At 34.9% G+C, this 11,741-nt stretch carries 11 protein-coding genes and 1 other RNA gene; all 12 read right to left on the bottom strand.

The window, feature by feature from the left end; all coding sequences use genetic code 11:
* Positions 1 to 76: 76 nt before the first annotated feature.
* Positions 77 to 622 carry a 5-formyltetrahydrofolate cyclo-ligase gene (locus ACGH6S_RS00390; protein ID WP_411578146.1) on the bottom strand — a complete coding sequence of 182 codons (546 nt, stop codon included), beginning with the start codon at positions 620 to 622 and terminating at the stop codon, positions 77 to 79.
* Positions 623 to 651: 29 nt separating this feature from the next.
* A non-coding RNA gene (ssrS, locus tag ACGH6S_RS00385) (6S RNA) lies at positions 652 to 832 on the bottom strand.
* Between the two features lie 65 nt (positions 833 to 897).
* Positions 898 to 1,182 (bottom strand): cell division protein ZapA, encoded by a 285-nt coding sequence (zapA, locus tag ACGH6S_RS00380; RefSeq protein WP_065589209.1) that lies wholly within the window; start codon positions 1,180 to 1,182, stop codon positions 898 to 900.
* 7 nt (positions 1,183 to 1,189) lie between these two features.
* Positions 1,190 to 3,046, bottom strand: coding sequence for a 1-deoxy-D-xylulose-5-phosphate synthase (gene dxs / locus ACGH6S_RS00375; protein WP_411578145.1), 1,857 nt, complete (start codon positions 3,044 to 3,046; stop codon positions 1,190 to 1,192).
* A 27-nt stretch (positions 3,047 to 3,073) separates the two neighbouring features.
* On the bottom strand, positions 3,074 to 3,952 hold the full coding sequence (gene ispA / locus ACGH6S_RS00370; RefSeq protein ID WP_411578144.1) for a (2E,6E)-farnesyl diphosphate synthase: 879 nt from the start codon (positions 3,950 to 3,952) through the stop codon (positions 3,074 to 3,076).
* Positions 3,936 to 4,181, bottom strand: coding sequence for an exodeoxyribonuclease VII small subunit (gene xseB / locus ACGH6S_RS00365; RefSeq protein ID WP_411578143.1), 246 nt, complete (start codon positions 4,179 to 4,181; stop codon positions 3,936 to 3,938). The genes ispA and xseB overlap by 17 nt, the downstream gene beginning before the upstream one ends.
* Positions 4,182 to 4,247: 66 nt before the next feature.
* Positions 4,248 to 5,540 (bottom strand): DNA recombination protein RmuC, encoded by a 1,293-nt coding sequence (gene rmuC / locus ACGH6S_RS00360; protein WP_411578199.1) that lies wholly within the window; start codon positions 5,538 to 5,540, stop codon positions 4,248 to 4,250.
* A 62-nt stretch (positions 5,541 to 5,602) separates the two neighbouring features.
* Positions 5,603 to 6,577: an elongation factor P--(R)-beta-lysine ligase gene (gene epmA, locus ACGH6S_RS00355; RefSeq protein ID WP_411578142.1), complete on the bottom strand. Its 975-nt coding sequence runs from the start codon at positions 6,575 to 6,577 to the stop codon at positions 5,603 to 5,605.
* A gap of 63 nt (positions 6,578 to 6,640) precedes the next feature.
* Positions 6,641 to 9,001, bottom strand: coding sequence for a glucans biosynthesis glucosyltransferase MdoH (mdoH, locus tag ACGH6S_RS00350; protein ID WP_411578141.1), 2,361 nt, complete (start codon positions 8,999 to 9,001; stop codon positions 6,641 to 6,643).
* Positions 9,002 to 9,036: 35 nt separating this feature from the next.
* Positions 9,037 to 10,599, bottom strand: a complete 1,563-nt coding sequence (locus ACGH6S_RS00345; protein WP_174798016.1) for a glucan biosynthesis protein G — start codon at positions 10,597 to 10,599, stop codon at positions 9,037 to 9,039.
* A gap of 18 nt (positions 10,600 to 10,617) precedes the next feature.
* Positions 10,618 to 11,280 (bottom strand): hypothetical protein, encoded by a 663-nt coding sequence (locus tag ACGH6S_RS00340; protein ID WP_065589216.1) that lies wholly within the window; start codon positions 11,278 to 11,280, stop codon positions 10,618 to 10,620.
* Positions 11,281 to 11,482: 202 nt separating this feature from the next.
* The gene (locus ACGH6S_RS00335) at positions 11,483 to 11,722 is read right to left on the bottom strand and encodes a YecH family metal-binding protein (RefSeq protein WP_034910662.1); all 240 of its coding nucleotides are present in this window, start codon (positions 11,720 to 11,722) and stop codon (positions 11,483 to 11,485) included.
* Positions 11,723 to 11,741 lie beyond the last annotated feature (19 nt).

The following is an 11,741-nucleotide window of genomic DNA, read 5'->3' as shown; positions in this document are numbered from 1 at the left end:
GGAATAATACACTAAATCATTTATTTTTTGATAATTATGAAAATTTTGACAATTTTTTAAATTGTTATCAATAAATTCAAGCGTAAATAATTTCGGGCAATCGAATATCCCAAGGTTTGTTCTCAATATGTTGGACTTTTTGGCAAGCAAAAGCAAGCCCAATTGGTAAAATTTGTTGGTTTTGATAATCTGCTAGTAATCGGTCATAAAATCCTCCTCCCATTCCCATACGATAACCTCGTTGATCAAAAGCAACTAGTGGCGTAAAAACAATGTCGAGTTGATGGTAAGGAAGTACATTTAATACACTTAACTTTGGTTCTAATATACCAAAGTTATTTTTTATGAGTTGAGTTTGACTGGTATATTTTAAAAAGAGTAAGTTTTTGGTTGCAAAAGGGTGGATAACAGGTAAATAGACGGATTTATTTTGTTGCCATAAATAGTTAATTATAGGTTGGGTTTCGACTTCGCCATCAAATGATAAAAATATGGCGATATTTCTTGCTTTATTAATCGCTTGGTGACAGGCAATTTTTTGATATATAGCGTGTTGTGCAATCTCACGTTCATCGGGAGATAATTGTCGCCGTTTTTGACGAATGATTTGCCTTATATTCATCAGTTTTCACTGTTGTTTAAAAGTAAAAGAGCGCTCCAAGATGTCGTTAGGGTCGTAACCCTTGAACCCAAGGTTCAAGGTGAACATTGTGTTTTAATTTTTAGGTTTCCTTACAAGTAAGGCATACACACCAATTAAAAGTCACTCCGTTCTTAAGTTTAGAATATCGGCTCAGGGGACTAACCCATATGGCGATCATCTCAGAGTCGTATGCTATAATACAAAATTTGACGGATCATACAATACTATTTGTATTAAATTTACAATTCAAGTAGTTAATTATTAGGATTTAGGGCAGAATCGAGTAATTGTTGTAACATTTTTAACCGATCGCCAAATTCACTGCTTTTTTCTTTTTCTTTTGAGAGTTCGTAAGAAATGTTTAGAGCGGCAGTCATAATAAGTTGATCACTGCCAACATGTGGAGACTTTTCTCGTAAATTTGTTAAGCGCGCATCTAAATCTTTTGCGGCATTGTTAAGTGCGTCGACTTCATCAACAGGACAATTAAATTTTAATGTTCGTCCAAAAATTTGAATAGTGACAGCTTGAGTTTCCATATTTAACCTATTGATTCATAAAACGATTAATTTTATCGATAATGTGTTTTTTATCTAGTCCTATTTCTTGCCTTATTTCGCTTTGAGAGCCTTGAGAAATAAACTTATCAGGGAGTCCAATATTTAAAATATCACATTTTATTTTTTTCGATAATAAATATTCACAGACGGCGCTACCTGCTCCGCCTTTGATACTGTTTTCTTCGATGGTGACAAGTATATTATGAGTTTGGCTAATGTGCAAAAGGACTTTTTCATCTAATGGTTTAACAAAACGCATATCGATAACTGTAGCATTGATTTGTTCTGCAGCTTGTAAAACTTCGGTAAGTAAAGCGCCAAAATTTAGTAAAGCAATATTTTCACCTTGCCGGCAAAATTTAGATTGTCCCAAAGGAATTGCTGTTAATGGGATTAATGGTGTTCCAGTGCCTTCACCACGGGGGTAACGTACTGCTGCAGGACCATTATGTAAATAGCCTGTGTAGAGCATTTGTCGACATTCGTTTTCGTCACTCGGTGTCATAATGACCATATTGGGTATGCAGCGTAGATAACTTAAGTCAAATGCACCTTGGTGAGTTTCACCGTCGGCGCCGACAATTCCTGCACGATCGATAGCAAACAATACAGGTAAGTTTTGAATAGCAATATCATGAATTACTTGATCATAAGCGCGTTGCAAAAAAGTTGAGTAAATAGCTACAACAGGTTTTAATTCACTAATTGCAAACCCAGCAGCAAGGGTTACCGCATGTTGTTCGGCTATTGCAACATCAAAAAATTGGTCAGGATAATTATTTGCAAATTTTGTCATACCTGAACCTTCTCCCATTGCTGGGGTTATTGCCATTAAACGTTTATCATTTTGCGCCATTTCGCATAACCAATCGCCGAATACTTGCGAATATGTTGGCGCAACTTTTTGAGTAGTAGGTAATATACCATCATTTGGATTAAATTTTGGTACGCCATGCCATAAAGTCGGATCTTTTTCAGCTGGTGCGTAGCCTTTGCCTTTTTGTGTTATTACATGAAGCAGTTGTGGACCCTTTAATTGGCGAACTTTTTGTAAAGTTGCGACCAATCCATTAATATCATGTCCATCAACAGGACCTATATAATTAAATCCAAGTTCTTCAAATAAGATAGCTGGTGTGACTAATCCTTTTAAGTGTTCTTCAGTTTTTTTAACAAGTTCTTTTAATGGTGGAATATTAGCTAATATTCGTTTGCTATTTTCCCTAAAAGATGTATAGGCTTTACTTGATAATATTTGAGTTAGATGTTGGTTAAGTGCTCCAGTATTTGCAGAAATTGACATATCATTATCGTTGACAATCACTAGCATATCTGGCTTAACATGACCAGCGTGATTCATTGCTTCAAATGCCATACCAGCAGTTAATGCTCCATCACCAATAATGGCAGCTACTTTTTTACCTGATTGTTTTTTTTGTTCGCTAATTGCAATACCAAGTGCTGCACTAATTGAAGTTGAAGAATGACCTGTGGTTAGCACATCATATTCACTCTCATTACGATGAGGAAATGGATGAAGTCCCCCTTTTTGACGAATAGTGAGCATTTGGTCTCGTCGACCAGTTAAAATTTTGTGAGGGTAAGCTTGATGACCAACATCCCAAATAATTTTATCAAAAGGTGTGTGATAAACATAATGCAAGGCTGTTGTTAATTCAACAACACCTAGTCCCGATGCTAAATGACCACTTGATTGACTTACGCATGCGAGTAAATATTGTCTAAGCTCGTGACAAATAGACGATAACTGTGACTGAGGAATACGTCTTAGATCCTCAGGCGAGTTTATTTGTTTTAACAAAGGGTAATTATCTAAATTCATTATGTAATGCTGTATTTTAGCTAGTTATTAACTATTGCGATTAATAATATAACCAGCAAGTTCCTGTAATGGCTGATTATTATAAGGTATTTGTTTTAGACTATCGATAGCTTGCTGATAGAGTTGCTGGGTTAGTTTTACTGCGCTATCTAGCCCAATTAATGCAGGGTATGTACTTTTTTCATGAGTAAGGTCTGAACCTTGTGGTTTACCCATAATAGATTGCTCGCCAATGATATCTAAAATATCGTCTTGAATTTGAAATGCTAGCCCAATAGCCTCAGCATAGCGATCGAGCATTAGCTGATAAGGTTTAGCTATTTCAACGCATGCAAAAGCACCCAAACGGATTGCCGTTTTGATCAATGCTCCTGTTTTATAACAATGTATTTTTTGCAAATGTTCAAGACTAATTGATTGATGTGTGGCCTGTAAATCAAGTGATTGACCAAGGCACATGCCATTAACGCCACTGGCATGGGCAAGTTCAGTTATCATATTAATTTTAGTTTCAGCATCGATTAATTTACTTTTTGCTAGTATTGAAAAGGCTAAACTTTGTAAGGCGTCACCAGCAAGTATTGCTTGAGCTTCACCAAATTGGATATGGCAGGTCGGTTTTCCTCGGCGTAAGTCATCATTATCCATTGCAGGTAAGTCATCATGAATTAATGAATAAGTATGAATTGCTTCAATCGCAGCAGCGGCTTCATCTAACTTAGAAAGGGGGCAATTAAACATTTGTCCAGTTAAATAGACTAAAATAGGTCGAATTCGTTTTCCACCAGCCAACAAACTATAACTCATTGCTTGTTGAAGTTGAGATGGTTCAATTTGTGAAATATAGGTGGTTAAAAACGAATCAATTCGTTCTTGTAATGGCTTTAAACTATTCATTATCATCATTTGAGAATTCTGACAGTTCGGCGTCACTATTTTCAGATAATAAAATCTGAATGCGTTGCTCAGCTTTCTGTAACTGTTTTTGTCCTGCTTTTGCTAATTTGATCCCTTTTTCAAACTCATTTAGTGCTTCGTCTAATGGTAGATCGCCGTTTTCTAATTGAGCTACAATGGTTTCGAGCTGTTTAAGTGTCTCTTCGAAACTTACTTCTTTGTCTTGCTTTTTTGCCATATTCAATTCCTCTTTGCGTGCGATGAGTATACACTTATTTCCCATAATCGTGAATCTAGGTTTTGTTTATTTACTCTCATTTTCGTTATTCAATTCATCCATTGATAATAAGGTAATATCTGGATTAATCGGTTTTTTAACTTCGATACCCATTTCACGAAATCGTTCAATTTGTCCAATTACATTGCCACGACCTTTACATAATTTGTTCATGGAATTTTGATAGGTTTGTTGAGCTTTGTCTAAACAACTGCCCAGATTTTCCATATCTTCAACAAAGCCACGCATTTTGTCATATAATTTGCTTGCTCTATCGGCAATAAGTTCAGCATTACGATTTTGATATTCAAATCGCCATAAATTATGGATAGTTCGTAATGCAACTAATAAAGTAGTGGGGCTTACTATCATAATATTACTTTTCAGCGCATCGTTAATTAATGTTGGGTCATTATCTATTGCACTTAAAAATGCTGGCTCGACAGGAATAAACATCAAAATATAATCTAATGAATTAATGCCAATAAGTTTATGATAATCTTTTTGACTAAGTTGTTTTAAATGGTTACGCACAGCCGTTAAATGTTCGGCCATTGCTTTTGCTTTAACGTTTTCGTCATCACTATTAAAATGGCGTTCGTAGGCAACCAAGGTCACTTTTGAATCAATAACTACATCACCCCCTTGCGGTAAGTGAACAATGACATCGGGTTGTAATCGTTGATTGTTTTCGTTGGTTAGATTAACTTGTGTTTCGTACTCATAACCTGAACGTAATCCTGAATTATCTAAAATTTGACTTAAGATAAATTCTCCCCAGTTTCCTTGGGTTTTGTTATTACCTTTTAACGCATTAGTTAGATTGGTTGCTTCTTTACTCATTTGTTCATTAAGTAGTTGCAAGTTACGGATTTCATGCGTCAGTGTGTGGCGCTCTTTAGCCTCTTGCCCAAAACTATCTTGAACTTGCTTTTTGAAGCCTTCTAACTGTTCTTTAAGTGGTGAAAGTAAAAAATCAAGGCTCTGTTTATTTTGTTGTTCAATCTTTTTACCACTCTGTTCAAAAATACGATTGGCTAGGTTTTCAAACTGAGTCGTAAGCCGTTGTTCGCTTTGTTCTAGTATGGTTTGTCGTTCATGTGTTGCACTTAACGTTTCTTCTAAACGCGTTTTGAGTTCACTAATTTTAACATTCTGCGCTAGATTTTGTTGTCGATACTGCTCTAATTCATGCTCAAGTTGTTTTACTTGAATTACTAAAGTTTGGTTTTCTTCCTTTTTTTGAATTAGTTGTAGATCGAATAGTTGCTGTAAATTATTAATTGTTGATTGAGATTTTATAGCAAATACAAATAACATTAAGGCAACAATCCCAATAATAATGGCAATCCATTCGGTTAATCCTAAAGCATTGAACATAATTAAGCCCTTTCAAAAGTAAATGACATCACATCATTCAAGCTATTGCAATTTAAGGCAAGCATAATTAAACGGTCTAATCCGACAGCGACTCCAGCACAGTCTGGTAGCCCAGCTTCCATAGCGGCCAGTAATTCAATGTCAATATTCTGAGCTGGTAAGTTTTGATTAGTACGATCTAAATTATTTTGTTCAAAACGCATTCGTTGTTCTTGTGCATTAGTCAATTCTTTAAAGCCATTAGCAAGTTCAACACCTTTGTAATAGAACTCAAAACGGCTAGCTACACGATGATCTTCTGGGCTAATAGCGGCTAATGCAGCTTGTGATGCTGGAAAGTTAAATACAGCAATAGGCTTGTCTTGACCAATATGTGGTTCAACACCGAAAGTGAATAAGCATTGTAACAATCCATCTTTATCATAATTATCTGTGTTAAGTCCGATATCAAGCTGATTTGCTGCATTGACTAAGGTTGCGTGATCGGCTTCCAAAGGATCAATATTAAGATGCCTTTGAAACGCTTTTTGATAAGAAATACGTTCAGCAGGTTCACAATCTAAAATGGTTTGTAATAGATCATCGACTTCATTAATCATTTGCATCATATCAAATTGGATGCGATACCATTCTAACATGGTAAACTCAGGGTTATGATAACGGCTGAATTCTTCATGATTACGAAAACATTTACACATTTGATAAATTGGACCACTACCAGCAGCTAGTAAGCGTTTCATATGATATTCAGGGCTAGTAATTAATGACATGTTTCGCCCTTGTTGCTCATCGATTTCACCAGGCTTTAAAAATTTAGTGTGAAAAGAGCTTAAATGTACGTCTGTTACTGCATATTGGCTTAAGGTAGGTGTTTCGACCTCTAAAATACAGCGATCAGCAAAAAATTGACGAATTAGAGAAACAATTTTCGCGCGCTTAAGTAAATTATTTATAGGTGCAGAAGGTTGCCAAGTCATAAAAATATCCATGGATTTTGATTAGTTACTAAAAGAAGTGAAATAGGGCAAAAGCCCTATTTCTTATTGCTGGCGTTCATTTTGCCATATTGAGAACAAATTGTCGTATTTTTCTTGTTGTTGCCAAATATGACGATGTAATGCGGAAAGAATAATTGGGTCTTCTAAAATCGCTAACTGCTTTTCTTTACTCATTTTTTCTAAGTCTATGTGTTGATATTGTTCAATAAGCTCATTGCGTTTTTGTTGGTTTTTATTATTAACTCTATGTCTTGAAGTCGATAAAGCGCAAGTTAGCGCATTATATATAGGATCGACCAACGCCATAACAAAACCATGCTCAACAAATGCAGTTTCAGTTTTAATTAAATATTCGCCTGTAAGAGTAACAGCTCTTGTAGGATGCGTTTCTTCAGGGGTTAAAAATAGTCCTGCTTTTTTTGCCTTCATGCCGATACTTGAAAGCCCAGATACTCTAATTACTAAAGGTGAAATGGTTAAAGGTATTAATATGGCTATATACCAATAAGTAAATTGTGGATTTAACCAGATAATTACTCCTAACCAGATAATACCTAATAATGACAGTGGCCAACAAAAATAAAATGACTCCCCCCATGTTAGAGCGTCGTCACTTCGGGATGGTGACTTCCATTGAATTTTACTGCCCATCCATGCTTTAAGTACAAATTTACTATGAAAGATCATGCGTATTGGCGCTAAAATCATTGACCAAATCATTTCAATCAGTATTGATAAAGTTAATTTAAATATACCGCCAACATCTTTTGCCCCAGTTCTGGCTATAATAATACCGTAGCTGAAGAATTTAGGTGCAAACAGTAAAACCATTGTGGTTGATAATAGTTGAATGGCTAATTGTTCATCCCACCTTGGCCAAGTCGGATAAAATTGGTTAGGTTGGAAGAAATATTGAGGCTCAGAAATATTAAACACCAATAATAATAGTGTCGAAAATATTAAAAATACTAGCCACAATAATGAAGAAATATAAGCCATGCCACTAGTTGCAAACATTAAACGATGGGTCAATTTAATACCGCTTTTGAAGATTAGCCTTAAATTAATTAAGTTACCCATACACCAGCGATTATCACGTTTTAAATCTTCAATCATATTACCAGGAAGCTCTTCATAACTTCCATTCATATTATAAGCGATCCAGACGCCATAACCAGCACGACGCATAAGCGTCGCCTCAACTAAATCATGCGATAAGATATGAATTGGACCCTTACGTTTTTGCAATGGAGATAATATGCAATGCTCAATAAAAGGTTTTAAGCGAATCATTGCATTGTGACCCCAATATTGTGCTTCGCTTAGTTGCCAAAAGTGTGTGCCAGAGCAAAATATATCACTATAAATCTGATTGGCAAATTGTTGAATACGTCCATAAAGCGTGGTCATTCTTACTGATTTTGGTGGTGATTGTAAAATACCGGCTTTAGGGGTCATTTCCATCATGGCGATCATTTTTAAAATACAATCACCTGTCATGATACTATCGGCATCAAGGATCATCATGTATTCATATTGGTGCCCCCAACGACGGCAAAAATCATCAATATTACCACTTTTACGTTTTACTCGGCGTTTGCGATGGCGATAAAAAACGTTGCAACCATTGTTTTGTTTTGCTGCATTAAATTCAGCCCAAGCTTTAAGTTCGTTCACATATAGATCGGGATCGTTAGTATCACTTAATATATAAAAATCACAACAAGCTGCGTGGCCTGTTTCAGCTAAAGATTGATAAGTTGCTTGTAACCCAGCAAATACTCGAGCAACATCTTCATTACAAATTGGCATAACAAGAGCGGTTCGATGCTTTGCGTCGATATGTGATGCTGGGTCCTTGGGAATAGGAATAGTGTAACGGTCTTTACCCATGACGGCTAAAATTAGGCCCATAATGCTGGTCCAAAATCCAATGGAGATCCAACAAAACAAAATAGCAAACAGGATAATAATCGCCCCTTGTATGATATAAGGTATTATGCTGTAGATGGCTAATTCAGGATTGATATCCCAATTAGTCATAAAATTGATTTTTTGCCAACTTTGGTATGGTAATAAAGAAGATAGATAAGTGGTTCCATAATATGTTTGTACTACAATCAGCGCAAACATAATAAAGCGTCGAATTATAGCTAAAATATTAAAGTTATGTTTTGACTTGGCAATATAGCGCTGGTTCCAGATTTGAGGTTGAATTGGAACGCGTTCAACTTCAGGATAACTTGGTTGTTGTTTTCGGTCATCAATAAAAGAACTAGTATCGCCAATCTGATTTAAGCGATATTTTAAGAACTCAACATCATCAGGTGATGTTGTATTATTTTCATATTTTTGACGCCAAGCTTCAGCATCAGGTAGATTTGTAAAGTAATCTTTTTTCATATTTTTATCTTATAATAATAATGACTATTACATTACTATTGTGCTGGGTATTGCCCGCTCCAAGTTTCAGAAATCACTTCATTGGTTGCTTGTGAAGCGAGTTGTACACGAATATCCGTTGCCTTTTTACTATCTTGGACGTTGAATCTAACAATTACACGCCATCCTTTTATTATTGGATTGTACTGTGAATCACAGCTTACAATAGAGCCGTTAGTAATACTTGAAATTACTTTGACTGGGTCATTTTCTGATAATGAAGGACCAGCGAAGTCAATCACGTACGCATTAGAGCCATCAAGTTTACGAATTAAATTAGCTTGTTTTATATCGCCGAGTGATAATCGGGTACTAATAGCTTTTGCGATATTATTAGGATAACGCTGTAATTCATGTAATGAATAATGTAATCGATATTTTATATCAAGCACGTCGCCAGCTTTATATTGTTTTTCTGGCACCCAAAAAGTGACAATATTATCGTTAGTTTCGTCTGCTGTTGGGATTTCAACTAATTCGACTCGTCCTTTTTGCCAATCGCCTAAAATTTCAGTCCAAACGCTTGGTCGTTTTTCATAGTGATCATCGAGATCTTGATAATCATCAAAACCTTTATCACGCTGAATTAAGCCAAAAGCTTTTGGGTTTTCTAAACTATACGATGAAAACGATAGACGTTTAGGGTTATTTAATGGACGCCATATCCATTCGTTATTATTAGCTAAAATTGACAGACCATTAGAGTCATGCATTGCAGGTCGATAATTTAACAATGGTGATGGTTGATTAGGCCCAAATAAAAACATACTGGTGAGTGGGGCAATGCCAAGTTTTTTTACAGAATCGCGGAAAAAGACCTTAGCTTGAACTGTAACAGTAGTATCAATACTTGGAATCAATGTAATTTTATAAGCACCAGTTACGCTTGGTGAGTCAAGTAATGCATAGATAACTAAATGTTTTTGATTTGGTTCTGGTCTTTCAATCCAGTACTCTTTGAAACGTGGAAATTCTTCACCAGACATTTCTCCAGTGTTAATGGCAAGCCCTCTTGCCGAAAGACCATAGCGTTGATCTTTACCTACCGCACGAAAATAACTGCCACCAAGAGCTGAAAATATTTCATCGTCGGTTTTTGTTGGATTATTAATTGGGTAATGGACTTTAAAACCAGCAAAACCCAAATTTTTAGTATCTAGTTTATCAAGATTAATCTGGCTTAAATCAAAATAGCTAGGATCATATTGTATTGGAGTTATTTGGTTATTAACAATTTCATTAATCTTTATTGGAACATCAAAGTACATTCCTTCGTGATAAAACTCAAGTTTAAAACGACTTTTTTGATCACCCCAGTAAGCTTTTTTATGATTAAATAGAATTTTTTGGTAATCAGCAAATTGTAAAGATGCTAATTCATTAGGAATATTTTTAGATGGTTGAACATAAGCCTTTTTAGATAGTTTTTCAGCTTTTTCAACTACATCATCAAGCGAAAAAGCCCATGCAGAAAAACTAATACAAGTAGCTGAAGCTAAGCAAAGCACCTTGCAAATTAAAGTTTTATTAAACTTATGAATTGGAAATAAATTGCACATAAAAGACTCGCGTTAGTATTATCTAAAAATATTGAAATAATTGATAATATTGTTTTTTGGATCATCTAAGCATTTCTCAACGTAATCCACTTTCATTTCTTGAAGAATGCTTGGGTTTTCGTTTATTAGGAAGTAAGAATAGTCATCTTTAGTAATCTTTGCTTTTAAGGATGAGATATCTTGTTCTGACATTCTAAATTGTGGTCGAAAATATTGTGTTATTTTTGCATTATCTTTTGTATAAATTGCTGCAACGAAATCAGCTGAATATTGGCAATAACTTTTTATATTGTTTTCAGTTGCTTTTATTTTACTTAGTTCCATATTATGTTCGGCTTGGTTTTCCTCAACTACTTTTTTGAGTTGCACATGATACTTTAATTTATATAGTTCATTTAAATAAAAATTCAATACGCAAGAGGAGAGATTATTATTGCCTTTACAATTTAGAATACCTTGTTTAATAATGTAGTTATCGAAGTTTTTATCACCAACAAACCGAATTAGCTGATTTTTAGCATCAACAACATAAGGGTCGTTAGTTTCAGTTTGTTGTTTTAATAGAGATAGTTGCTCTGTTTCGGAAATTGGTTCATTATTTTTTAAAGGTAAATTTTTTTTTGCACAACTTGTGACAAGAATAGCGACAAAGGTGCATATAAGGATATTACTTACTTTCATTTATCAAATTCCATGAGCATATTCTTTAGGTTAATTTTAAAGCGAGCAACTTTGCCACTAATTTAGTCACGTTATTAGTAACAACAGCCACTTATAACGATTATTGTTATAGCGCGAAATTATATACTCTTATTAATTTAAAAAACACTAGCAGATTAAATTAAATTTATAAAAATTGTACTTTATATACGGTCATTTCTCTCTAATGTTTGCATATTTTTTTATTATCGACCGTAAATTTAGTTTCATGATCAACTGAGGGTTTAAATTTCCCCTTTGCTTTTAAAAAAGCGATTAGTTGCTCGGCATTCATGTTGGATTTTGAACAAGTATGAAATATGGCATCTTCTCCAAACTTACTTTTGATAGCATCAAGTAAAGAAGATTCGGTATAATTGTTTCCATTCATCATATGCAATACTTCGTGTCCATGAATTGACATTATAGCCTCCCTGAATTAT

The organism is Gilliamella sp. BG3, assembly GCF_046635605.1.
Classification (GTDB): domain Bacteria; phylum Pseudomonadota; class Gammaproteobacteria; order Enterobacterales; family Orbaceae; genus Gilliamella; species Gilliamella bombi.
The sequence above is the reverse complement of the archived record's forward strand: the minus strand, read 5'-3'. Positions and strand labels throughout refer to the sequence as shown.

Excerpts from the sequence above, each read along its gene's own strand:
- ACGH6S_RS00390 (WP_411578146.1), bottom strand. The coding sequence starts at position 622 with ATGAATATAAGGCAAATCATTCGTCAAAAACGGCGACAATTATCTCCC.
- zapA (WP_065589209.1), bottom strand. The coding sequence starts at position 1,182 with ATGGAAACTCAAGCTGTCACTATTCAAATTTTTGGACGAACATTAAAA.
- dxs (WP_411578145.1), bottom strand. The coding sequence starts at position 3,046 with ATGAATTTAGATAATTACCCTTTGTTAAAACAAATAAACTCGCCTGAG.
- ispA (WP_411578144.1), bottom strand. The coding sequence starts at position 3,952 with ATGATGATAATGAATAGTTTAAAGCCATTACAAGAACGAATTGATTCG.
- xseB (WP_411578143.1), bottom strand. The coding sequence starts at position 4,181 with ATGGCAAAAAAGCAAGACAAAGAAGTAAGTTTCGAAGAGACACTTAAA.
- rmuC (WP_411578199.1), bottom strand. The coding sequence starts at position 5,540 with ATGTTATTTGTATTTGCTATAAAATCTCAATCAACAATTAATAATTTA.
- epmA (WP_411578142.1), bottom strand. The coding sequence starts at position 6,577 with ATGACTTGGCAACCTTCTGCACCTATAAATAATTTACTTAAGCGCGCG.
- mdoH (WP_411578141.1), bottom strand. The coding sequence starts at position 9,001 with ATGAAAAAAGATTACTTTACAAATCTACCTGATGCTGAAGCTTGGCGT.
- ACGH6S_RS00345 (WP_174798016.1), bottom strand. The coding sequence starts at position 10,599 with ATGTGCAATTTATTTCCAATTCATAAGTTTAATAAAACTTTAATTTGC.
- ACGH6S_RS00340 (WP_065589216.1), bottom strand. The coding sequence starts at position 11,280 with ATGAAAGTAAGTAATATCCTTATATGCACCTTTGTCGCTATTCTTGTC.
- ACGH6S_RS00335 (WP_034910662.1), bottom strand. The coding sequence starts at position 11,722 with ATGTCAATTCATGGACACGAAGTATTGCATATGATGAATGGAAACAAT.